General features: G+C 66.7%; 19 protein-coding genes. 13 read left to right on the top strand and 6 right to left on the bottom strand.

All coding sequences use genetic code 11. The features are described 5' to 3' along the window. Positions 1-49 precede the first annotated feature (49 nt). Positions 50-1,603: a murein biosynthesis integral membrane protein MurJ gene (murJ, locus tag RPC_RS02315; protein WP_041801305.1), complete on the bottom strand. Its 1,554-nt coding sequence runs from the start codon at positions 1,601-1,603 to the stop codon at positions 50-52. Positions 1,604-1,747: 144 nt separating this feature from the next. Here murJ and RPC_RS02310 point away from each other — a divergent pair, with 144 nt between their 5' ends. Then, complete coding sequence (locus RPC_RS02310; RefSeq protein ID WP_011470940.1) at positions 1,748-2,749, top strand: adenosine kinase; 1,002 nt, start codon at positions 1,748-1,750, stop codon at positions 2,747-2,749. 410 nt (positions 2,750-3,159) lie between these two features. Here RPC_RS02310 and RPC_RS02305 read toward each other — a convergent pair whose 3' ends face one another. Beyond that, positions 3,160-4,347 (bottom strand): serine hydrolase domain-containing protein, encoded by a 1,188-nt coding sequence (locus RPC_RS02305; RefSeq protein WP_011470939.1) that lies wholly within the window; start codon positions 4,345-4,347, stop codon positions 3,160-3,162. 288 nt (positions 4,348-4,635) lie between these two features. Between RPC_RS02305 and RPC_RS02300 the strand changes: the two genes are divergently transcribed. From RPC_RS02300 to RPC_RS02290, 3 genes are all read left to right on the top strand, one after another. Further along, positions 4,636-4,965: a hypothetical protein gene (locus tag RPC_RS02300; protein WP_011470938.1), complete on the top strand. Its 330-nt coding sequence runs from the start codon at positions 4,636-4,638 to the stop codon at positions 4,963-4,965. Positions 4,966-5,109: 144 nt separating this feature from the next. Beyond that, positions 5,110-6,603 carry an NAD-dependent succinate-semialdehyde dehydrogenase gene (locus tag RPC_RS02295; protein WP_011470937.1) on the top strand — a complete coding sequence of 498 codons (1,494 nt, stop codon included), beginning with the start codon at positions 5,110-5,112 and terminating at the stop codon, positions 6,601-6,603. 157 nt (positions 6,604-6,760) lie between these two features. Then, on the top strand, positions 6,761-9,034 hold the full coding sequence (locus tag RPC_RS02290; protein WP_011470936.1) for a transglycosylase domain-containing protein: 2,274 nt from the start codon (positions 6,761-6,763) through the stop codon (positions 9,032-9,034). Positions 9,035-9,154: 120 nt separating this feature from the next. Here the strand turns inward: RPC_RS02290 and RPC_RS02285 are convergent, their stop codons facing one another. After that, positions 9,155-10,069, bottom strand: coding sequence for a LysR family transcriptional regulator (locus RPC_RS02285; protein WP_011470935.1), 915 nt, complete (start codon positions 10,067-10,069; stop codon positions 9,155-9,157). 120 nt (positions 10,070-10,189) lie between these two features. Between RPC_RS02285 and RPC_RS02280 the strand changes: the two genes are divergently transcribed. Further along, complete coding sequence (locus RPC_RS02280; protein ID WP_011470934.1) at positions 10,190-11,188, top strand: aldo/keto reductase; 999 nt, start codon at positions 10,190-10,192, stop codon at positions 11,186-11,188. A 91-nt stretch (positions 11,189-11,279) separates the two neighbouring features. Here RPC_RS02280 and RPC_RS02275 read toward each other — a convergent pair whose 3' ends face one another. Next, positions 11,280-11,711 (bottom strand): hypothetical protein, encoded by a 432-nt coding sequence (locus RPC_RS02275; RefSeq protein WP_011470933.1) that lies wholly within the window; start codon positions 11,709-11,711, stop codon positions 11,280-11,282. Between the two features lie 267 nt (positions 11,712-11,978). Between RPC_RS02275 and rpmI the strand changes: the two genes are divergently transcribed. From rpmI to pheT, 6 genes are all read left to right on the top strand, one after another. Next, positions 11,979-12,179, top strand: a complete 201-nt coding sequence (rpmI, locus tag RPC_RS02270) for a 50S ribosomal protein L35 (RefSeq protein ID WP_011470932.1) — start codon at positions 11,979-11,981, stop codon at positions 12,177-12,179. A gap of 85 nt (positions 12,180-12,264) precedes the next feature. Beyond that, positions 12,265-12,624, top strand: a complete 360-nt coding sequence (rplT, locus tag RPC_RS02265; protein WP_011470931.1) for a 50S ribosomal protein L20 — start codon at positions 12,265-12,267, stop codon at positions 12,622-12,624. Positions 12,625-12,817: 193 nt separating this feature from the next. Then, the gene (pheS, locus tag RPC_RS02260; protein ID WP_011470930.1) at positions 12,818-13,900 is read left to right on the top strand and encodes a phenylalanine--tRNA ligase subunit alpha; all 1,083 of its coding nucleotides are present in this window, start codon (positions 12,818-12,820) and stop codon (positions 13,898-13,900) included. Between the two features lie 16 nt (positions 13,901-13,916). Next, complete coding sequence (locus RPC_RS02255; RefSeq protein WP_011470929.1) at positions 13,917-14,213, top strand: hypothetical protein; 297 nt, start codon at positions 13,917-13,919, stop codon at positions 14,211-14,213. After that, positions 14,210-14,686, top strand: coding sequence for a hypothetical protein (locus RPC_RS02250; RefSeq protein WP_011470928.1), 477 nt, complete (start codon positions 14,210-14,212; stop codon positions 14,684-14,686). Before RPC_RS02255 ends, RPC_RS02250 begins: the two co-directional genes overlap by 4 nt. Continuing rightward, positions 14,683-17,094: a phenylalanine--tRNA ligase subunit beta gene (gene pheT / locus RPC_RS02245; protein ID WP_011470927.1), complete on the top strand. Its 2,412-nt coding sequence runs from the start codon at positions 14,683-14,685 to the stop codon at positions 17,092-17,094. Before RPC_RS02250 ends, pheT begins: the two co-directional genes overlap by 4 nt. Before the next feature lie 157 nt (positions 17,095-17,251). On the opposite strand, the gene RPC_RS02240 is transcribed toward pheT, so the two are convergent. Further along, positions 17,252-18,688 carry a flavin monoamine oxidase family protein gene (locus RPC_RS02240; RefSeq protein WP_041801303.1) on the bottom strand — a complete coding sequence of 479 codons (1,437 nt, stop codon included), beginning with the start codon at positions 18,686-18,688 and terminating at the stop codon, positions 17,252-17,254. Positions 18,689-18,866: 178 nt separating this feature from the next. Between RPC_RS02240 and RPC_RS02235 the strand changes: the two genes are divergently transcribed. Both RPC_RS02235 and RPC_RS02230 read left to right on the top strand, forming a co-directional pair. Then, entirely contained in the window at positions 18,867-19,814 is a 948-nt protein-coding gene (locus tag RPC_RS02235) for a YiiX/YebB-like N1pC/P60 family cysteine hydrolase (RefSeq protein ID WP_011470925.1), read from the top strand. Between the two features lie 75 nt (positions 19,815-19,889). Continuing rightward, positions 19,890-20,645 carry a sulfate transporter family protein gene (locus RPC_RS02230; RefSeq protein ID WP_011470924.1) on the top strand — a complete coding sequence of 252 codons (756 nt, stop codon included), beginning with the start codon at positions 19,890-19,892 and terminating at the stop codon, positions 20,643-20,645. A 75-nt stretch (positions 20,646-20,720) separates the two neighbouring features. Here RPC_RS02230 and queG read toward each other — a convergent pair whose 3' ends face one another. Beyond that, positions 20,721-21,836: a tRNA epoxyqueuosine(34) reductase QueG gene (queG, locus tag RPC_RS02225; RefSeq protein ID WP_041801301.1), complete on the bottom strand. Its 1,116-nt coding sequence runs from the start codon at positions 21,834-21,836 to the stop codon at positions 20,721-20,723. Between the last annotated feature and the right edge of the window lie 109 nt (positions 21,837-21,945).

Genomic DNA, 21,945 nt, shown 5'->3' with positions numbered 1-21,945 from the left:
GTCTTGCGCCATTCTTTGCCGTCAGGCGCCGTGCTCTGCCACGCGCGCGTCAGTCGCGCAAGCGATCCGGCCGCTGCAGCGCGCGGAGCAGGTCTGAGGGGTTGACGACGCCGAGCAGCATCAACAGCCCGCCATAGATGATGATGCCGCCCGTGATCACCAGGCCGAGCGCCAGCGCCTGTATGGCGATGCTCGCGCCCGCCACCAGCGGCAGCGCGAACGCGGCCTTCAGCCACAACAGCCCGGCCATCGCCGCTGCTGCGACCGCGATCAGGACCAATCGCCGTCGCGCCAAAACGTCGACCGCGAAGCCGAATGAGGCCGCGGCCTTGCGGATCAACAGCCAGGCCGAGCCCCAGGCCCCCAGCGCCACCGCCGCGGCGATGCCGCTCGCCCCGAACAGCGCGCCCAGCGGCATCGCGGCCACGATCGCGAGACCTAGCCCGCCGAGCATGGCGTTGAGCGGCGCGCGTGTGTTGTCGCGGGCGAAAAACGCCGGCGCGATCGCCTTCACCGCCACATGCGCCGGCAGGCCCAGCGCCAGAAACGCCAAAGCCTGCGCGGTGGCTGCGGCGTCGGCGGCGCCGAACGCGCCGTGTTCGAACAACAGCCGCACGATCGGCTCGCTGAGCACGATCAGCCCCAGCATCGCCGGCAGCGCCAGCCCGACCGCGAGCTCCAGCGCGCGGGATTCCGCCTGCGCGATCGCAGCCTTGTCGCCACCCTGCACCGCGCGGGTCAGTTCCGGCACCAGCACGGTGCCCATCGCGGTGCCGACGATGCCGAGCGGCAATTCGATCAGCCGGTTGGCGAAATACAGCCACGACACCACGGCCGGCGCGTGCGACGCGATGATCGCGCCGCCGACGATCAGCAATTGCGGGCCGGAATTCGCCAGCATGCCGGGAACCGCCTTGGCGAAGAAGCCGCGCATCTCGCCGTCGAAAGAAATTCGCAACGGCCCGGCCACCGCCGCGCCGCGCCGCCATACCAGCATCGAAAGTTGCAGCAGCCCGGCGGCGCCGATGGTGGCGGCCATCAGCAGCGCGGCCTGGGCGGCATCGTGAGGCCGCAGCAGCAACGCGACCATCACGCCGATCAGCGCCAGATTGAACAACAAGGGCGAGAACGCGGTCAGCGCAAAGCGCTGCTGCGCGTTCAGCACCCCCATCAGCACCGTGACGGGGCCTGCGAAAGCCAAATAAGGCAACATCAGCCGGGCATTGTCGACCGCCAGCGCCAGGCTCGGCCCGCCGACGAAGCCCGGCGCCAGCAGCGCGATCAACAGCGGCATCGCCAATCCGATCAGCACCGCCGCCGCCACCAAAGCCGCGCTGACGGTGCCGAGCACCCGCCCGGCGAACGCCGCCGCCGCGGCAGCCCCCTGGGCGTCGCGCAACCGCAGCCAGGCCGGCACCAGAGCGGCGTTCAGCGCGCCTTCGGTCAGCAGTCGGCGGATCACATTGACCAGCTGAAATGCCACCAGAAAAGCGTCCGCCACCGGCCCCGCGCCAAGCAAGGCGGCCACCAGTGCATCGCGAACGAATCCCAACAGCCGCGACGCCAGGGTGCCGGAGGAGACGGTGAGCAGCGGGCGAATCATGAAACCATCGGCAGGGTGCAACCTTGCTGGCGTCGGGGCGAACGTGATAGGTCGCGCCATCCTATTTGACAAACCTGCCTCCGCGCATGCCGGCCGAGCTCGCCCGGATTTTCCGCGCTCGCATCGCCCTACGGGACAAATCTCATGACCTCAGCGAAATACGACGTGCTCGGAATCGGCAACGCCATCTTCGACGTGCTGGCGCCAACCGAAGACGACTTCCTGATCAAGCACGGCATGGTGAAGGGCAGCATGACGCTGATCGACGAGCCGCGCGCCGCTGCGATCTATGCGCAGATGAGCCAGGCGGTGGAAATGTCCGGCGGCTCGGCCGCCAACACCATCGTCGGCCTGGCCAATTTCGGCGCCCGCGCCGCCTATGTGGGCAAGATCAAGGACGACCAGATCGGCCGGCTGTACAGCCACGACATCCGCGCCGCGCAAGTGGCGTTCGACACCAAGCCGGCTTTGGGCGGCCCGGCCTCCGGCTGCACCTACATTCTGGTGACGCCGGACGGCGAGCGCACCATGAACACCTATCTCGGCGCGGCGCAGGATCTCGGCCCCGACGACATCGATCCGGCGCAGATCGCGGCCGCCTCGCTGATCTATCTGGAAGGCTATCTGTGGGATCCGAAGAACGCCAAGGAGGCGTTCCTGAAGGCCTCGAAGATCGCGCACGCCGCCGAGCGCCAGGTGGCGCTGACGCTGTCGGATCCGTTCTGCGTCGACCGCTATCGCTCCGAATTCCTCGAGCTGATGCGCACCGGCACCGTCGACATGATCTTCGCCAACGAATCCGAATTGCACTCGTTGTACCAGACCGCCGATTTCGACACCGCGCTGAACCAGCTGCAGCAGGACGTGGCACTCGGCGTCGTTACCCGCAGTGAAAAGGGCTGCGCGGTGGTGGCGCCCGACAGCATTACCCTCGTCCCGGCCTCGCGAATCGACAAGCTGGTCGACACCACCGGCGCCGGCGACCTGTTCGCCGCCGGCTTCCTGTTCGGGCTGGTGCGCGGTACCAGCTTCGAGGACGCCGGCCGGCTCGGCGCGCTCGCCGCCGGCGAGGTGATCCAGCACATCGGCGCCCGCCCGCAAGTGTCGTTGAAGGATTTGGCGCAGCAGAACGGGTTGCCGGTGTAAGCGAGTTAGTTGCGCGACGCCCGCGCTTCCTGAAGTGCGCTCACCTCTCCGCGTCATGGCCGGGCTTGTCCCGGCCATCTACGGAAACAGGCAAGACGTCGCTTGTGGGCGTGGATGGCCGGGACGAGCCCGGCCATGACGGGTTGAGCTCAGTGCCTCATTGTCTTCGCGGCAAGGCCGGTTAGTTTCCGGATGACGGCTAGAGACTTTTCGAGTTTGATTGATGCGCTTCAACATTCCCAGACTGTCATTCCGGGGCGCGAGCAGCGATAGCTGCGAGCGAGCCCGGAATCCATAACCCCTGCAGGGGATATGGATTCCGGACTTGCTCGTTCTTGCGAACTCGCAATCCGGAATGACGACCGGATTTGTGTTGGATGCTTCAATCCAACTGAAAGTGCTCTAACTCCTCACGCTGCGCGTTGCGCGGCGTCGAGACCGGCATAGACGCCGCGTTCGAAGCCGGAAAATGCCGCGAGGCATTTCGGGTCGGCGAACGGCAACACCTGCATCAGGATCACCCCGCAGATGTCGCGCGATGGGTCGATCCAGTAGTAGGTATTCGCCAGCCCGGCCCAGGCCAGGCTGCCGGGGCTGCGGCCCTCCGGGGTCGGCGCGGTATTGATCAGGAAGCTCAGTCCCCACTTCTTGTCCATGTCGGGATAAAGATCGACGTCGTTGGTAGCGAACGCGATCGCCGAGTTCATCTTGCCGACGCACAGCTCGCCGATGTGGTTCTGGCTCATCTGCGCCACGGTTTCCGGCTTCAAGATCTGGTTGCCGTTGCCGCGGCCCTGGTTGAGGATCATCTGGGTGAACTTGATGTAGTCCGACGCGGTGCCGTAGAGGCCGCCGCCGCCCATGTGGAATTCCGGCTCCTGCGGCAGCTCGAACGGGATCGGCGCCAGCGATCCATCGGGACCGCGAAAATGCATCGCCACCAGCCGCTGGCGCTGCGCCGCGCCGATCTTGAACGCGGTGTCGGTCATGCCGAGCGGCGCCAGGATGTGGTCGCGTAGATAGGCGTCGAGCCGCATCCCGGTCGCGGCCTCGATCGCCTTGCCGACGAAATCGAGGCCGATGGCGTATTCCCAGCGGCTGCCGGGCTCCGCCATGATCGGAACCTGCAGCGCGGCGTGCCGGCACGAGGTGATCGGCGGTACCCCGAACTTGTCGCGGTACGCCACCATGTCGGCGTTCCACATGTCGTAGCACAGTCCCGAGGTGTGGGTGAGCAGATGACGCAGCGTGATCCGGGTGGTCGCCGGCCGCAGCCGCGGATTGCCCTCGGCGTCGAAGCCGTCCAGCACTTGCGGCGCCGCCAACTCCGGCAGCAGTCCACCGATCGGTTGGTCCAGCGACAATTTTCCCTGTTCCACCAGCTGCATCGCGGCGGCGGCGGTAATCGCCTTGGTCATCGAGGCGATCCAGAACACGCTGTCCGGCGTCATCGGATCCGGCTTCGACAGGTCGCGGCGGCCGAACGCGCCCTGATACACGATGTCGCTGCCGGTCGCGGCGATCGCCACCACGCCGGGGATCTCCCCGGTGTCGGCGTGCTGCCGCAAAAACTGATCGATCTGCGCTTGTTCCCGCATGGCATCCTCCCGCTGGTCTTGTTTGGAACCGGAGTGTTGTCCGCAGAATGCGATCCGGCAAGCGTGAGTTGTTTACGATAACGCCAGGCAATTCCCGGAACGCCCGCCGCCGGCAACGGCGGCGGAACGTTTGTTGCGTAACGATGTTCAAAATCGGACATGCCGCCTTGGATGCGGCAACGGAACCCGAGCGCGAAGACATTCGACGCTGAACCATTTGCACGCTGCCGCAGACATCAGCTCTGTGCAGCAAACAACATGCGGCCCATCGGCTGCGAAAGGCAGACCATGATTGTAGGCTGGGGCGGCTGGAAATCTTATCCGCGGCCGGGACGTGGCGAAAATATCGAGGCCCCGATCGGTCCTGGGATCTACGAAGTGCGATACGCCAACACCGGCGAATTGTTCGATTTCGGCGCCGTCGACAATGTCGCGCAGGCGCTGGCCGGATTGCAGGTGACGCCGCGCTCGTTGGCGTCGTTCTTTGGGCGGCGCAACGCCGCTCCGTTTCCGCCGCTGGAATATCGGATCTGCGCCACCGCTACCAAGGCCGACGCCCGCATCGCCGCCGAGCGGATGATCGGCCGCCGCGAAACCTATCTGCGCGGCGCGGCCTGAGCCGCGCGGCGCGATCGGCGCATCAACAGATCGTCAGCTGAGCCGGCGCGCCCGATGCACGCCGGCTGTTTCGTGGCTATAATCCAGCGCCGATGAACGATCCGGGCCGCCGGCCCCCGTCCACCCCGCGCTGGAGCAAAGCTGATGTCGACCACCGCTGCCGCCCGTTCCCAATCCACTGCGCTTTCGCTGCGCGATCGTCTGAAGCATCCCGCGCTGTTGCGCGAGGCCTGCTACATCGACGGGCAATGGACCGGCACGCCTGAGACCGTTGTCAGCAACCCGGTCAACGACCTCGAACTCGGCCGGGTGCCGAAGCTCGGAGCGACCGAAGCCACGCAGGCGGTGGAAGCGGCGCAACGTGCGTTTCCGGCCTGGGCTAAACTCACCGCCAAGCAGCGCTCCAACATCATGCGCAAATGGTACGAACTGATCGTCGCCAACCGCGAAGATCTGGCGCTGATCCTCACTTCCGAACAAGGCAAGCCGCTGACCGAAGCACTCGGCGAAGTCGACATCGGCGCCGCCTATGTGGAGTTCTTCGCCGAGGAAGCCCGCAGGGTTTATGGCGAGACCATTCCGACGCAGCGGCCGGATGCCCGGCTGATCGCCATCAAGCAGCCGATCGGGGTGTGCGGCGCGATCACGCCGTGGAATTTTCCCAATTCGATGATCACCCGCAAGGTGTCGCCGGCGCTCGCCGCCGGCTGCACCGTGGTACTGAAGCCCGCCAACGAGACGCCGTTCTCGGCGCTGGCGCTCGCCGCCTTGGCGGAGCAGGCCGGACTGCCGAACGGCGTGTTCAACATCGTCACCGGCCACGCCTCGGCGATCGGCAAGGTGTTGTGCGAGCATCCGGCGGTGCGCTTCGTCGGCTTCACCGGCTCCACCGAAGTCGGCAAGATCCTGTATCAGCAGGCCGCGGTGGGCGTGAAGAAGCTCGGGCTCGAGCTCGGCGGCAACGCGCCGTTCATCGTGTTCGACGACGCCGATGTCGATGCCGCGGTGGACGGCGCGATGGTGTCGAAATATCGCAACATGGGCCAGACCTGCGTCTGCGCCAACCGGATCTACGTCCAGGACGGCGTCTATGACGCCTTTGTCGAGAAACTCGCCGCCAAGGTCGGCGCCATGACAATCGGCGACGGCACCGAGCCCGGCGTCACCCAAGGCCCGCTGATCAATCAGGCCGCGGTGGAGAAGACCGAGCGCCACATCGCCGACGCCGTTGCCAACGGCGCCACCATCGTGATCGGCGGCAAGCGCCATGCGCGCGGCGGCACGTTCTTCGAGCCGACCGTGCTCGCCAACGTCAAGCCCGACGCGCTGGTGGCGCATGAGGAAACTTTTGGCCCGCTGGCGCCGGTGTTCCGCTTCAAAACCGAAGAGGAAGTGATCAAGCTCGCCAACGACTCGCCTTTCGGGCTCGCCTCCTACTTCTACGCCCGCGATCTCGGCCGGGTGTGGCGCGTCGCTGAAGCGCTGGAGGCCGGCATGGTCGGCGTCAATTCCGGGCTGATCACCACCGAAGTGGCGCCGTTCGGCGGCGTCAAGGAAAGTGGCCTCGGCCGCGAAGGCTCGCATCACGGCATGGAGGACTATGTCGAGATCAAATACGTGATGATGGCGGGGATTTGAGCTGAAAAGCGGCAATCGCCGGTAAGGTTAAGCAGCGATGAAAGCCCTGTGCCGCAGGGCTTTCTCGCATTCCCGGAACCGTAGCCTTAACCGTCGTTTAACGCGGCTTTAAATCCCGCCGCCTAAGCTAGCCCATCTGTCGGGTGGGCGTTTTCGGATGGCGTGGGGCAAGAAGAAAGGCAGCGCGCGGCAGGAGCCGGTGTTCGACTTGTCGTCGTCGCTGTCCGGCCTGCGGCTGTCGGTGCAGGACCGCATCGGACCGCCCGACGAAAAGCTGATCAAGCCGAAAGCCGACGCGGCGAAGAAAGCCGACGCCAAGAAGCCGGCGGGCAAATCGCCGAAAAAACCCAAGAGCAAGCCGCGCGGCCGGATCAGCGCGGCGATCTTCAAACTGTTCTATTGGGGCGCGGTCACCGCGATCTGGGGCGTAATCGCGGTGGTCGGCCTCTTGATCTATGTCGGCGCGCATCTGCCGGCAATCCAGTCCTTGGAAATCCCGAAACGGCCGCCGACCATCCAGATCGTCGGCTTCGACGGCAGCGTCTTGGCGACACGCGGCGAACAGGCCGGCACCAATATCGCGTTGAAGGATGTGCCGCCCTATCTGCCGAAGGCCTTCATCGCCATCGAGGACCGCCGCTTCTACGATCATTACGGCGTCGACCCGATCGGCATCGCGCGGGCCGCCGCCGCCAACATCGCGCATCGCGGGGTGTCGCAGGGCGGCTCGACGCTGACCCAGCAGCTCGCCAAGAACCTGTTCCTGACCCAGGAACGCACGCTGCAGCGCAAGCTGCAGGAGGTCGAGCTGGCGCTATGGCTGGAGCGCAAGCATTCCAAAAGCGAAATTCTCGAACTCTATCTCAACCGGGTGTATTTCGGCTCCGGCGCCTATGGGGTGGAAGCCGCGGCACAGCGCTATTTCGGCAAATCGGCGAAAAACGTCACGCTGGCGGAAGCCGCGATGCTGGCCGGCCTGGTCAAATCGCCGTCGCGGTTGGCGCCGAACCGCAATCCGGAAGGCGCCGAAAACCGCGCCAAGACCGTGCTCGGCGCGATGGCCGACGCCGGCTTCATCACGCCGGCGCAGGCCCAGGTGGCGAGCGCCAACCCGTCCGGCACGGTGAAGCCGTCCGGCGCCGGCACCATCAACTACGTCGCCGACTGGATCGGCGAAGTGCTCGACGATCTGGTCGGCCAGATCGACCGTTCGATCATCGTCGAGACCTCGATCGATCCGAAGCTGCAATCGGTGGCGGAGGCCGCGATCATCGACGAATTGGCGGCGAAGAGCGTCAAGTTCAACGTCTCGCAGGGCGCGCTGGTGGCGATGACGCCGGACGGCGCGGTGCGCGCCATGGTGGGCGGACGCAACTACGCCGACAGCCAGTTCAACCGCGCGGTCACCGCCAAGCGACAGCCGGGCTCGGCGTTCAAACCGTTCGTCTATCTCACCGCGCTCGAGGCCGGGCTGACGCCCGACACCATCCGGCAGGACGCCCCGATCGACGTCAAGGGTTGGCGACCGGAGAACTACAGCCACGAATATTTCGGCGCGGTGACGCTGACGCAGGCGCTGGCGATGTCGCTCAACACCGTGGCGGTGCGGCTCGGGCTGGAAGTCGGCGCCAAGAGCGTGGTGCGCACCGCGCACAGGCTCGGCATCGCCTCCAAGCTCGACGCCAACGCCTCGATCGCGCTCGGCACCTCCGGGGTGTCGCTGGTCGAACTGGTCGGCGCCTATGCGCCGTTCGCCAATGGCGGGCTCGGCACCGCGCCGCATGTGGTGGAGAAGATCCGCACCGCCGACGGCAACAAGGTGTTGTACGACCGGCCGCAGGACGCGCCCGCGCAGGTGATCGAGCCGCGCTATGTGGCGATGATGAACAGCATGATGCAGGAGACGCTGATTTCCGGCACCGCCCGCAAGGCCGAGATTCCGGGTTGGACCGCGGCAGGCAAGACCGGCACCAGCCAGGATTTCCGCGACGCCTGGTTCATCGGCTTCACCAGCAAACTGGTCACCGGGGTGTGGCTCGGCAATGACGACAACGCGCCGACCAAGAAGGCCACCGGCGGCGGTCTGCCGGTCGAGGTGTGGACCAGGTTCATGCGCACGGCGCATCAGGGCCAGACTCCGCTGCCGCTGCCAGGCGCCGGACAGACCGGAGCCGGCATCGCCACGGTGGCGCAGGTCGGTTCGCGCGGCGATCCGGGTTTGCTGCAGCAGGGCACGGCTCAGCAGGGTTATGCGTCGCAGCCCGGTTATGCCGCATCGGGCCCGGGCGGGTCGAACTATCAGCAGGCGCCGAGCCCGCCGATCCCGGTCAACGGCGGCGGCCGCAGCGCGCCGCAGCGCGCGCAGACCACCCGGCCCGAAGCCGCCGGCGGCCTCGACGGCTGGCTGGTGGAGCGATTGTTCGGGCGGTAGCGGCTGGTTGAGGCGATCGCGCGCCGGATTTGTGGATGGCAACAAGCCCCACCCCAGCCCTGCCCCGCGAGCCGACCGCTTGCGAGGCAGCATTGCGGACGGGGTGCCACCCGCACGACCTTAAAGCCCCGCCCGCCGCTCCTTCTTCCGCCATTCCATCACAAAGCCGATCAACGCCGCCAGCGCCGGCGGCGGCTGGCGGCGGCTCGGATAGTACAGAAACGGCCCGGGAAACGGCTCGCACCAGTCGTCCAGCACGCTGACCAGCCGGCCGGCGGCGATGTCGGCGCGGACATAGCCCTCGAAGGCGGCAAAGAAGCCGAGGCCGTCCAACGCGGCGCGGATCGCCAATTGCGAATAGCCCGCCACCAACGGCCCGCGCGGCGTCACCCGCACCACACGGCCGGCCTGCTCGAACTCCCAATCCGGCATCGCGCCGCTTTCGAAGCGGATCCGGATGCAACGATGCGCCAAAAGATCCTGCGGCTGCTTTGGTGCGCCATGCTGCGCAACATAGTGCGGCGACGCCACCACCACGAAGCGCTCCGGCGGCCCCAACGAGATCGCGATCATGTCCTGCGCCAGGTGCTCGCCATAGCGCACCCCGGCGTCGAAGCCGGCGGCGACGATATCGATCAGCGAGGTCTGCGCGACGATCTCCAGGTCGATCTGCGGATAGGCCTGCAGGAACGGCGTCACCATCGGCGCCAGCACCAGATCGACCGCCGGCGCCGGCGCATTGATCCGCAGCCGCCCGGCCGGCACGCCGCGAAGCCCGCGCACCTGGTCGAGCGCGGCGTCGACGTCGCGCAGCGCCGGGCCGACCCGCGCCAGCAGCGCTTCGCCGGCCTCGGTCAGCGCCACGCTGCGGGTGGTGCGGTGCAGCAGCCGGACCCCCAGCCGCTCCTCGATGTCGCGCAGCCGCTGGCTCAGGCTGGAGACCGAGACGGCGCTCTCCAGCGCGGCACGGCGGAAATTCTTGCTGCGCGCCACGGCGACGAAGGCAGCGAGATCGCGCAGATCGAGGTCGGTCATTGTGCGCTATACTGAACAAGCCTTTCGGGATTGTCCAGCTTATCGCGAGATTGCAACGCCGCCATATCAGCCTCGTCGCAACGCCGCCGGATCATCCGCGGCCTTATTCGAGGACCCATCATGGACAAGCGCACACTCGGCCGCAGCGGCCCCACCGTCTCGGCTCTCGGGCTCGGCTGCATGGGAATGTCGGATTTCTACGGCCCCGCCGACCGCGGCGAGAGCATCGCCACCATTCACGCCGCGCTCGATGCCGGCATCACCCTGCTCGACACCGGAGATTTCTACGGCACCGGCCACAACGAACTGCTGATCCGCGAAGCGGTGGCCGGGCGCGACCGCGACGGCTTCCAGCTCAGCGTCAAATTCGGCGCGCTGCGCGATCCCGCCGGCGGCTTCACCGGCTATGACGGCCGGCCATTGGCGGTGAAGAATTTCCTGGCCTATTCGCTGGGCCGGCTCGGCGTCGAGCATATCGACATCTACCGCCCGGCGCGGCTCGATCCGAACGTGCCGATCGAGGACACCATCGGGGCGATCTCCGAGCTGGTGCAGGCCGGCTACGTCAAACATATCGGGCTGTCGGAAGTGAGCGCCGACACCATCCGCCGTGCCCATAAGGTGCATCCGATCGCCGATCTGCAGATCGAGTATTCGCTGATTTCGCGCGGCATCGAGGCCGACATTCTGCCGACCTGCCGCGAGCTCGGCATCGGCGTCACCGCCTATGGGGTGCTGTCGCGCGGCCTGATCAGCGGGCATTGGCAGAAGGACCACGCCGCCGCGCGCGACTTCCGCAGCGTCAGCCCGCGATTCTCCGGCGCCAATCTCGACGCCAATCTGGCGCTGGTGGAGCGGCTGCGCGAGGTCGCAGCAGAACTCGGCGCCTCGGTGGCGCAGGTGGCGATCGCCTGGGTGGCGGCGCAAGGCGCCGATATCGTGCCGCTGGTCGGCGCCAGGCGCCGCGACCGGCTGACCGAGGCGCTCGGCGCGCTCGCGGTGAAGCTGACCCCGGCGCAACTCGCAACGCTTGCCGGCGCGTTCCCGCCGGACGTCGCGGCCGGCGGGCGTTACCCGCAGGAGCACCTCGTGCATCTGGATAGCGAGAAGCGGAATTGAGCAGCGGCGCTGCGACGAGGCACACCCCCACCCCCCGCAAGAGCCACTCGGGGTGGGGCCGTCGCCCCGCAGACCGTCGCCAATCGCCGAGCTACCCCCGCGTCGCCTGCCAGACGCCGCTGCAGCGGTCGCCGGAAATAATGCCGCTCCAGCGCCCGGCGCCGACATTGCCGCCGAGCCGGCCGCTGCCGTTCGCCACCGAGGCGCCGACCGCGACCCGCACCGACACCGCGCCGCCGCGGCCGATGCCGCCGCTGACCTTGCCGCCACCGGCCGATGACACAAGGCGGCCGGTGACGGTGAACGGCACCCGGTAGCCCGAACTGCAGGTGCCGGCCTGGGTGGCGAATTCCACGTTCCAGATCCCGTCATAGAGCCCGGCTGGCGCGCGCCGGGCGTCCTTTGCCTCGGCGTCGCCGGCTGCGCCAATCACCGCGACCGCCAGCACCACGACCAGCCGCCACGGCGCCGCGGCGGAGCTGTCGAATTCGGCAGAATGATGAGAGAGGGGTCGCGTCAACATCGGCGTCGGGCTCCCTGCAATGGGGCGATCGCCCGCGGTGAGGCGAGGGCCCCGGCCATATCGTCTGGCGTTAATCGTTGCCAATCTGACGCCGCTCTGCCATAAGCGCAACCTTCATCGCCCGGCTGATCAAGGGCTGCCGTGTCGATGTCCGTGCCGGTTCGGTCCAACAGGACTTTACCTGAGCACTTTCAACGCTCTAACGAGCATTTTAGCCGGCCAGCCGCCCTCGCGGGCGACTCTTGCGCGTCGGGATAGGAGAGCCAAATGCCCAAGCTGAAGACCAAATCGGGCGCCAAAAAGCGCTTCAAAGTCACCGGTACCGGCAAAGTTGTGTCGGCCCATGCCGGCAAACGCCACGGCATGATCAAGCGGACGAAGAAGCAGATTCGTCAGCTGCGCGGCACGCGCATTCTGTTCAAGACCGACGGCGAAAACATCAAGAAGTATTTCCTGCCGAACGCCTGACCGTTCAAGCCGCTCTGTGAGCGGCGACCTCATCAGGCCGCGTCCGCGCGGCTGTTCCACCAATTTCAGATGAAGGAGATCAGTCATGGCTCGCGTCAAACGCGGTGTGACGGCTCACGCCAAGCATAAGAAAGTCTACAAGCTCGCCAAGGGTTTCCGTGGCCGGCGCAAGAACACCATCCGCACCGCCAAGGCCGCCGTCGACAAGGCCGGCCAGTATGCGTTCCGCGATCGCAAGCGCAAGAAGCGCACGTTCCGCGCGCTGTGGATCCAGCGCATCAACGCCGCGGTCCGTCCGCTCGGCATGACCTACAGCGTGTTCATCAACGGCCTCGCCAAGTCCGGCGTGATGGTCGACCGCAAGGTGCTGTCGGATCTGGCGATCACCGAACCGGCGGCGTTCCTGGCGATCGCCGAAAAGGCCAAGGCTGCTCTCGCGGCGTAAGCTTCGGTCGTCTGTCGAAGCCACCTTACGAAACGGTCATGGCCGGGCAAAATCGCGAAGCAGGTCTTCGCGAAGATGTCCCGGCCATTCCACGTCTTGCTGGCCGGTGATGAAAACCGTCGATGCCCGGACACGCCCGGGCATGACGCATGAGAGGTCAGCGGCTTAGTCATCCTCGCGTTAGGATTGCGCCATGTCCGATCTCGCCGCCCTCCAACACACCATTCTCGCCGATATCGCCGCAGCCTCCGACGAGGCCGCGCTCGAAGCGGTGCGCGTCGCAGCGCTCGGCAAGAAGGGCGCGATCTCGGCGCTGCTCGCCACGCTCGGCAAGATGTCGCCGGAGGAGCGCAAGACCGAGGGCGCTGCGATCAACCTCGCCAAGATGGTGGTGACCGATGCGCTCGCCGCGCGGCGCGAGCTTCTCAAGAACGCCGCACTCGACAAGCGGCTGGCGTCGGAGACCATCGACGTCACCCTGCCGTTGCGCGAAAATCCCGCCGAGCAGGGCCGCATCCATCCGCTCAGCCAGGTGATGGACGAACTCACCACGATCTTCGCCGACATGGGCTTTGCGATCGCCGAAGGTCCCGACATCGAGACCGACGACTACAACTTCACCAAGCTGAATTTCCCCGAAGGCCATCCGGCCCGCGAGATGCACGACACCTTCTACTTCAACCCGAAGCAGGACGGCTCGCGGCTGTTGCTGCGCACCCACACCTCGCCGGTGCAGGTCCGCACCATGTTGTCGCAAAAGCCGCCGATCCGGGTGATCTGTCCGGGCCGCACCTATCGCAGCGACTCTGACCAGACCCACACCCCGATGTTTCATCAGGTCGAGGGGCTGGTGATCGACAAGGGCTCGCATCTTGGCCACTTGAAATGGATCCTGCACGAGTTCTGCAAGGCGTTCTTCGAGGTCGACAACATCAACATGCGGTTTCGGCCGTCGTTCTTCCCGTTCACCGAGCCGTCGCTGGAGGTCGACATCCAGTGCCGTCGCGACAAGGGCGAGATCCGCTTCGGCGAGGGCGAGGACTGGCTGGAGATTCTGGGCTGCGGCATGGTGCACCCCAACGTGCTGACCGCCTGCGGCATCGATCCGGAAGTCTATCAGGGCTTCGCCTGGGGCATGGGCATCGACCGCATCGCGATGCTGAAATACGGCATGAGCGACTTGCGGCAATTGTTCGAAGCCGACGTGCGCTGGCTCAATCACTACGGCTTCAAGCCGCTCGACGTGCCGACGCTGGCCGGGGGACTGAGTTCGTGAACGAGAGGAGATTGCGATGAACCTCGACGACGTCAAGAAACTCACCCGCAAGACCTTGTCCGCACAGCTTGCAGCTTACGGTTTCGACGACGTGGTCGTCTCGGCCGGCAAGGATCACGATGAAGACGACGCCCTGTTCATGACTGCGAAGTATAAGTCCGGCTCGGCCCTTCCCAGCGGCGACGTTCTCAATCGCACCCTGGCGATTTTGCGACGCGAATTGCAGAAGGCCGGCGAAGAGCGCTTTCCTTATCTCACCCACAGCCCTGAGGGCGAGGAGACGGGGTATGACGACGAGGACGCGCCGGAATGACCGAGCTTGAAGACAGGCTCCTCGTGGTGGCGCGGGATCTTTGCCGGCGCACCGGAAAGAGGCCCCGCGAAGCCTTCATGCGTCGCGCTGTCAGCAGCGCATACTACGCCGTCTTCCACGCGCTGTGTCGTCTCTGTGCCGATACCATCATCGGCGGCATCCATCACAAGTCGCAGGCCTGGCAGCGCGTCTATAGAGGCGTCAGCCACACCGGGGCAAAGGCGGTCTTGACCAGTTCCAAGGAATTGTCGGCCTTCCCTGCTGAAGTCGCGGATTTTGGCGTCGCCTTCGTGCTTCTGAAGAAAGAACGGGAGCAGGCTGATTATAGTTCTGCTCCATTCGAAAAGTATTTCGCCGGCACCGAATCTCTGGTGGAGCAGGCCGCCAACGCGATCGTCATCCTGGGTAAACTAGAAGATGCCCATCGCCGCGCGCTTGCTGCCGCGCTGCTCGTCAAGGCTCGTACATCATGAAATTCTCGCTCTCCTGGCTCAAAGACCATCTCGACACCGACGAATCGCTGGAGCGGCTCGCCGACAAGCTCACCATGATCGGGCTCGAGGTCGAAGGCATCGAGGACAAGGCCAAGCTCTTGAAGCCCTTCAGCATCGCGCAGATCATCTCCGCCGAGCAGCATCCCAACGCCGATCGGCTGCGGGTCTGCAAGGTCGACACCGGCGCCGCGGAGCCGCTGCAGGTGGTCTGCGGCGCGCCGAATGCCCGCGCCGGGCTGAAGACGGTGTTCGCAGCGCCCGGCACCTATATCCCGGCGAAGGATTTCACCATCAGCGTCGGCACCATCCGCGGCGTCGAGAGCCAGGGCATGATGTGCTCGGCCGGCGAACTGGCGTTGCCCGACGGCATTGACGGCATCATCGAATTGCCGACCGATGCGCCGGTCGGCGTCTCCTACGCGGAGTGGGCCAAGCTCGGCGATCCGGTGCTCGACATCAACCTGACGCCGAACCGGCAGGACTGCGCCGGCGTGCGCGGCATCGCCCGCGATCTCGCCGCCGCCGACATGGGCAGGTTGATCGATCACGCCATCAAGCCGATCCGGGGCGAATTCCCCTGCCCGGTGAAAGTCGCCGTCGAAGACGACAAGCTCTGTCCCGGCTTCGCGATGCGGCTGGTGCGCGGCGTGAAAAACGGCCCGTCGCCGGAATGGCTGCAGCAGCGGCTGACCTCGATCGGGTTGCGCCCGATCAACGCGCTGGTCGACATCACCAACTATCTCACCTTCGACCGCGCGCGGCCGCTGCATGTTTTCGACGCCGCCAAGGTCAAAGGCGACCTCACGGTGCGCCACGCCCGCGACGGCGAGACGCTGCTGGCGCTCGACGGCAAGACCTACACCCTCGATAGCAAGGTCTGCGTGATCGCCGATGAGACCGGCGTCGAATCGCTGGCCGGCATCATGGGCGGCGAGGCGTCGGGTTGCTCCAATGAGACCACCGACGTGCTGATCGAATCGGCGTTGTGGAACGAAATCAACATCGCGCAGACCGGGCGTCGGCTGGGCATCAATTCGGATGCGCGCTATCGCTTCGAGCGCGGTGTCGACCCGGCCTTCATGGTGCCGGGGCTCGAGCTCGCCACCAAGCTGGTGCTGGAGTTCTGCGGCGGCTCGCCGTCGGAGATCGTGGTGGTCGGCAACGCGTTCGGCGACGACCGGCTGATCGACTTCCCGCTCGCGGAAGTGAAGCGGCTAGCCGGCATCGACGTGGCGCTGCCTGAAGCCCGTCGCATCCTCAGCCGCCTCGGCTTCATGGTTGCGGGCTCCGGCCAGACCGTGAAGGTGGCGATTCCGTCGTGGCGCAGCGACGTGCAGGGCAAGGCCGACATCGTCGAGGAAATCGTCCGCATCGTCGGCGTCGACAAGGTGCCGCTGACGCCGTTCGAGCGCGGCGATGCGCCGCGCAAACCGGTGCTGACCCCGATCCAGCTGCGCACCCGCCGCGCCAAGCGCGCGCTCGCCGCGCGCGGCCTGGTCGAGGCGGTGACCTGGTCGTTCATTTCCAAGCCGCAGGCCGAATTGTTCGGCGGCGGCCAGCCCGAATTGGCGCTCGCCAATCCGATCGCCGCGGACCTCTCCGACATGCGGCCGAGCCTGCTGCCCGGGCTGATCGCCGCCGCGCAGACCAATGCCGATCGCGGCAATTCTGATCTGGCGCTGTTCGAAGTCGGCCAGGTGTTCAAGGGTGACCGGCCGCAGGATCAGCTGGTCGCCGCCTCCGGCGTGCGTCACGGCTTTGCCTCCTCGGCCGGGCTCGGCCGGCACTGGTCGGGCTCCGCCGCGGCCGATGCGCTCGACGTCAAGGCCGATGCCTTCGCGGTGCTGGCCGCCGCCGGCTGCCCGATGCAGGCGCTGCAGATCGTCACCGGCAAGGCGTTGCCCGCCTGGCTGCATCCGGGGCGCTCCGGCGCGATCCAGATCGGCCCGCAGAACGTGCTGGGCTATTTCGGCGAATTGCATCCGCGCGCGCTGGAAGCGTTGCACGCCGACGGTCCGCTGCTCGCCTTCGAGGTGATCCTCGACAACATCCCGGACGGCAAGCAGAAGCCGACCCGCGCCAAGCCGACGCTGGAATTGTCCGCGTTCCATCCGGTGTCGCGCGACTTCGCCTTCATCGTCGACCGCAGCGTTCGCGCCGGCGACATCGTCCGCGCCGCACAAGCCGTCGACAAGAAGCTGATCACCGGCGTGAGCGTGTTCGACGTCTATGAGGGCAAGGGCATCGACGAGGCCAAGAAGTCGGTCGCCATCGCGGTGACCATCCAGCCGCGCGACAAGACGCTGACCGATCAGGAAATCGACGCGATCGGATCGAAGATCGTCGCCGAAGTCACCAAGAAGACCGGCGGTAGCTTGCGGGGCTGAGCACAGCCGTCATCCTGAGGTACGCGCTCTTTCTTGCGCGCCTCGAAGGATGACAGCCACGGGTGCTTGCGGCCCATCGTTCGAGGCCCTCGCGTTGCTCGGGCGCCTCAGGATGACGCCGAGAATCGCGGCGGATTCACCACGCAGCTCACGGCGGCTACCGCCTCCCCGGCCAGCCGAGGTCTCCGGCACTCGCGCCGGAGACGCCCCGCTCGCGGCGTTGCTTCGGCTTGCGCGGCGAAGACTGCGCCGGCGTGTCGCTCTTCAGGCTGCCGATCCGCTTCAACGCGGCGTCGGCGGCGCGTTCGCCTGAGTCCCAGGCGCCGTCCACGGTGCCCCACAGCGTCTCATGGCTGGCTTCGCCGGCCAGAAACAGGTTGCCGATCGGCTCGGCCAGCACCCGCCTTGCGAACTGCCCGCCGGGCAGCGCCGCCGACATCGCGCCTTGCACCAAGGGCTGCGCATTCCAGCGCGTCGCGCTGGCGCCTTGGACCTCCGCGACGGCGTCGCTGCCGAACAGCTTGCCGAGCCATTCCTTGGCGAAATCGATCATCGCCGCCTCGCCCTGCGCCGCGAGGTCACGGCCGAACGCGCCCGCGACGTCGACCGAGCACAGCGAGCTGCCGGCCATATTGGCGACCAGGAAGGCAGTGCGGGCGTCGCTCGACTGCTCGATCATGATCTCGTCCTTGGGCAATCCCAGCGGATTGCCGGACAACAGCAATGCGACGTGATCGTAGCTGCCGAGCGTCAGCTTGGCGGCGGCGTCGAGCTGCCGCTTCGGCAGCTCCGGGGCGAACTTGATGGCGCCGGACGCCAGCACGTTGCTCGACACCGTGACGATCACGGCGCGCGCCGTGATCCGCCCGGCTGGGGTTTCGACGCCGACGTCGCGGCCGCCCCAGGTGATTCGCGTCGCCGGCGTCGCCAGCGCGACGGGCAGACCCTCGCCGAGCTTGCCGATCATGGTGCCGAGTCCCTGGCGGCAGGCCACCATGGCGTTGCGATCCTGGGCGCGGAACTGATCGAGCGCCGACAGGTCCTTGAGATCCTTGCCGGTGGCGTAGGGCCCGAGCAAGAATTCCACCGTCCCGGCCCAGTCGCCGAGATCCTTCGGCAGCGCCGCCGCGCAGGACAGATCGGCCTTGCGCGCGGCGTCGTCGATGGCGCGGTTGGCGCGCACCAGACTCGCCAGCAGATCCTCGGTCTCGCCGGGGCGAGCGTTGCGGCGGCCGATCCGCAGCTTCTGCCCGGGCGGCGCCGGCGCGACGTCGAGCCCTGCGCCGCGCGCCAGCTTGACCAGCGGGTTGGTCTCCGGATTGTGCAGCCAGCGCGCGCCGCGATCGAACGGAACCTCGAAGCTGGTCGTATCGGTCAGGCAGCGGCCGCCGACCTGCCGGCCGGCCTCGATCACGATCACCTTGCGGCCCGCGGCGATGATTCGCCGGGCCGCCGCGATGCCGGCGGCGCCGGCGCCGATCACCACCACGTCGGCCTCGCGCGGCAGCGGTGCGGCGAAAGCCGGCCAGCGCAACGCCGGCGTCAGCGCCAAGGCCGCCGAGGCCGCCAGGAACTCGCGGCGGGACATTGTCATCACGTGGTTTCCGCAACTTGACGATGGAGGGGAGATCGCGGCCAACTTGCCGCATCGCAGCGCGGCCGGCAACTCTCATGGTTACGCGATTGTGCAGGCGATGCCGCGGCAATGAACCAAATTGCAACGGCTTGTGATCATCCTTCGACCAGGCAGGCGAGCTGCCGGAGACCGCACCATGGGCGTCGTGCTGGATCGAATCGGTAAGCTGATCGCAGCTTATCTGCAGAAGGAGGTGCCGGGCTATGAGCCCTTCACCCCGAGCGACCCCGAACATCTGCGCATGACCATGCAGCCCGGCGACGTGCTGTTGGTCGAGGGCAACAACCGCGTTTCCGGCATCATCAAATACCTGACGCAGTCGACCTGGTCGCACGCGGCGCTCTATGTCGGGCCGATCGACGGCGCCTGCGAGCCCAATGGCGAACCGCACGTGCTGATCGAGGCCAATATCGGCGAGGGCGTGGAGTCGTCGCCGCTGTCGCGCTACTTTCCCTATCATACAAGGCTGTGCCGGCCGGTCGGGTTGTCCTATGAGGACCGCACCACGGTGTGCCGCTACGCCATCAACCGGATCGGCTTCGGCTACGACACCAAGAACATCCTCGACCTGATGCGCTATCTGTTTCCGTTGCCGGTGCCGCAGCGCTGGCGGCGGCGGCTGATCGCGCTGGGCTCCGGCGATCCGACCAAAATCATCTGTTCGGCGCTGATCGCGCAGGCGTTCGACGCGGTGCGTTATCCGATCCTGCCGAAAGTCACCCGCGCAGGCTCCCGCGCCGCGCGCCGCGAGATTTTGCAGATCCGCGATTCCTCGCTCTACATGCCGCGCGATTTCGACATCTCGCCGTATTTCAACATCGTCAAGCCGACCATCGTCAGCGGCTTCGATTATACCGCGCTGCATTGGGCCGACAAACAGAAGCCGCTCACCGAGGTGCCGGACCCTGACGATCCGTTTCTCGGCGCAGTCGATGCGCCGGCACTCATGGCCGAAGCGGCGGACCCGCAGGCCCCGCTCGGCAACGCGGACGCAGCACTGGTCGAACGGGTCCGCGTCACCGAGCATTTCACCGTGGTCGATTATGTGCCGGCGCGGCCGCCGCAGCGCGAGCGCGTCGCCTAGCGTCGGCGCGGCGCCTCTTGTCGAAGCCGATCGACATGGCTACCTCTGGCAAGTTCGACAGAGGAACTCGCGATCATGCTCGACGCCGCCATCAAGGCCCTGACCCAGATCCTGGCGCCGCCGATGCGCGCCATCCTGTACCGCTCGATCGGCTTCGCGCTGGTGCTGATCACCGTGATGGCGATCGGGCTGCAGCGCGCGCTGAGCTGGTTCGCGGAATCCGGCGAGGTCTGGGCCGAGACCGCGCTGGGCTCCAGCTTTCACGCCCCGCTGAATATCCTGGCCTGGGTGCTGTCGATCGCCGCAGGCCTCGGCGTGGTGCTGGGCGCGGTGTTCCTGATGCCGGCGGTGACCTCGCTGGTGGCGGGCTTCTTCGTCGACGACGTCGCCGAACACGTCGAGCGCGAACACTATCCGGACGAACGGCCCGGCGTCGCGCTGCCGTTTGGTCTCGCGATCACCGAGAGCACCAAGACCGCGCTGCTCACCATTCTGGTCTATCTGTTGGCGCTGCCGTTCGTGTTCATCGCCGGCGCCGGCTTCATCGCGTTCTTCGTCGCCACCGCCTGGCTGCTCGGCCGGGAGTATTTCGAACTCGCCGCGATGCGGTTTCGCCCCGCCGCCGAAGCCAAGGCGATGCGCAAGGAATACGCCACCACGGTGTTCTTCGCCGGCCTGGTGATCGCCGCCTTCGTGTCGATCCCGATCGTCAACCTGGCGACGCCGCTGTTCGGCATGGCGTTCATGGTGCACATGCACAAGCGCTTGAGCGGCCCGCGCCCCGAACTGATCGTCGACGCGCCGCGGCGCAGAGATCTGCCGGTGGCGTGAGGGCGCGGCTATCCGCCACACGCTGTCATTCCGTGGCGCAAGCCGCGTCAGCGGCGCGCGAACCCGGAATGACAGTTAGTTGTGTTGCCACTCAGCGCGCACGTCCTCATCTGCTTCGTCGGCGAGATGATGCGCCGCCAGCGCTTCGAAGCTCTCCCTCGGCAGCAATCGCGCCAGCGCCCACACCGCCGCGCCGCGCACCAGCGGGCTGGCATCGCCAAGCAGTCTCTCGGCTTCAGCCGCGAGACCTGCATCATCGGAGTTGGCGATCGCGATCAGCACGTTGCGGACGAAGCGATCGCGGCCGATCCGCTTCACCGGTGATTTGCTGAACAGCGCGCGAAACGCCGCGTCGTCGAGCCGCGCCAGCTCCGCCAGCGGCGGCGCGCGTAACGCGTCGCGCGCGGCGAGCTTGGCCTCGCGGCCCATCGCGGCGAACTTGTTCCACGGACAGACCGCGAGGCAATCGTCGCAGCCGTAGATGCGGTTGCCGATCGCCCGGCGGAATTCGCGCGGGATCGGCGCCTTATTTTCGATCGTCAGATACGAGATGCAGCGCCGCGCATCGAGCCGGTATGGCGCGACAAAGGCGTCGGTCGGGCAGGCGTCGAGGCAGGAGCGGCAGGAGCCGCAATGGTCGGTCTCGGGTGCGTCGCGCGAAAGCTCCAGCGTGGAAAAGATCGCGCCGAGAAACAGCCAGGAGCCGAACTCGCGCGACACGAGATTGCTATGCTTGCCCTGCCAGCCGAGTCCTGCAGCCTGCGCCAGCGGCTTCTCCATCACCGGCGCGGTGTCGACGAACACTTTGACGTCGCCGCCGGCCTGCGCGATCAGCCAGCGCGCCAGCTGCTTCAGCCGCGGCTTGATCAGCTCGTGGTAATCGTCGCCCTTGGCATAGACCGAGATCGCGCCACGGCTGCGCTCGCCGAGGATCGCGCGCGGATCGGCGTCGGGGCCGTAATTCATGCCGAGCATGATCACCGAACGCGCCTGCGGCCACAGCACGCGCGGATCGGCGCGGCGGTCGCGATGCTCGGCCAGCCACCCCATCGTGCCGTGCAAGCCAGCGTCGAGAAACGCGTCGAGCCGCGGGCTGATGCCCGCGATCGCATCGACGCCGCAAATGCCGAGCGCGTCAAAGCCGAGCGCGCCGGCCTGCGAGCGCAGTTGCTCGTTCAGGCTCTCGCTCATGGCAATGCGATCGATGCGGTGCCGCGGCTTCGACCGGTTGCGACCTGGCATGTCCCGGACCAGGAGCCGCGCGCTGGCGCAGCTCCGCAGAGCCGGGAGCGTAACGGAT

The organism is Rhodopseudomonas palustris BisB18 (assembly GCF_000013745.1).
GTDB lineage: Bacteria > Pseudomonadota > Alphaproteobacteria > Rhizobiales > Xanthobacteraceae > Rhodopseudomonas_A > Rhodopseudomonas_A palustris_F.
This window is presented reverse-complemented; position numbering and strand designations above follow the sequence as displayed.

What these genes read in the sequence shown, in the direction of transcription:
- RPC_RS02275 (WP_011470933.1), bottom strand. Translation starts at nt 11,711, where the DNA reads ATGTTGACGCGACCCCTCTCTCATCATTCTGCCGAATTCGACAGCTCC.
- RPC_RS02290 (WP_011470936.1), top strand. Translation starts at nt 6,761, where the DNA reads ATGGCGTGGGGCAAGAAGAAAGGCAGCGCGCGGCAGGAGCCGGTGTTC.
- queG (WP_041801301.1), bottom strand. Translation starts at nt 21,836, where the DNA reads ATGAGCGAGAGCCTGAACGAGCAACTGCGCTCGCAGGCCGGCGCGCTC.
- RPC_RS02230 (WP_011470924.1), top strand. Translation starts at nt 19,890, where the DNA reads ATGCTCGACGCCGCCATCAAGGCCCTGACCCAGATCCTGGCGCCGCCG.
- RPC_RS02285 (WP_011470935.1), bottom strand. Translation starts at nt 10,069, where the DNA reads ATGACCGACCTCGATCTGCGCGATCTCGCTGCCTTCGTCGCCGTGGCG.
- RPC_RS02240 (WP_041801303.1), bottom strand. Translation starts at nt 18,688, where the DNA reads ATGACAATGTCCCGCCGCGAGTTCCTGGCGGCCTCGGCGGCCTTGGCG.
- RPC_RS02280 (WP_011470934.1), top strand. Translation starts at nt 10,190, where the DNA reads ATGGACAAGCGCACACTCGGCCGCAGCGGCCCCACCGTCTCGGCTCTC.
- rplT (WP_011470931.1), top strand. Translation starts at nt 12,265, where the DNA reads ATGGCTCGCGTCAAACGCGGTGTGACGGCTCACGCCAAGCATAAGAAA.
- RPC_RS02250 (WP_011470928.1), top strand. Translation starts at nt 14,210, where the DNA reads ATGACCGAGCTTGAAGACAGGCTCCTCGTGGTGGCGCGGGATCTTTGC.
- pheS (WP_011470930.1), top strand. Translation starts at nt 12,818, where the DNA reads ATGTCCGATCTCGCCGCCCTCCAACACACCATTCTCGCCGATATCGCC.
- RPC_RS02300 (WP_011470938.1), top strand. Translation starts at nt 4,636, where the DNA reads ATGATTGTAGGCTGGGGCGGCTGGAAATCTTATCCGCGGCCGGGACGT.
- RPC_RS02295 (WP_011470937.1), top strand. Translation starts at nt 5,110, where the DNA reads ATGTCGACCACCGCTGCCGCCCGTTCCCAATCCACTGCGCTTTCGCTG.
- rpmI (WP_011470932.1), top strand. Translation starts at nt 11,979, where the DNA reads ATGCCCAAGCTGAAGACCAAATCGGGCGCCAAAAAGCGCTTCAAAGTC.
- RPC_RS02305 (WP_011470939.1), bottom strand. Translation starts at nt 4,347, where the DNA reads ATGCGGGAACAAGCGCAGATCGATCAGTTTTTGCGGCAGCACGCCGAC.
- RPC_RS02310 (WP_011470940.1), top strand. Translation starts at nt 1,748, where the DNA reads ATGACCTCAGCGAAATACGACGTGCTCGGAATCGGCAACGCCATCTTC.
- murJ (WP_041801305.1), bottom strand. Translation starts at nt 1,603, where the DNA reads ATGATTCGCCCGCTGCTCACCGTCTCCTCCGGCACCCTGGCGTCGCGG.
- pheT (WP_011470927.1), top strand. Translation starts at nt 14,683, where the DNA reads ATGAAATTCTCGCTCTCCTGGCTCAAAGACCATCTCGACACCGACGAA.
- RPC_RS02255 (WP_011470929.1), top strand. Translation starts at nt 13,917, where the DNA reads ATGAACCTCGACGACGTCAAGAAACTCACCCGCAAGACCTTGTCCGCA.
- RPC_RS02235 (WP_011470925.1), top strand. Translation starts at nt 18,867, where the DNA reads ATGGGCGTCGTGCTGGATCGAATCGGTAAGCTGATCGCAGCTTATCTG.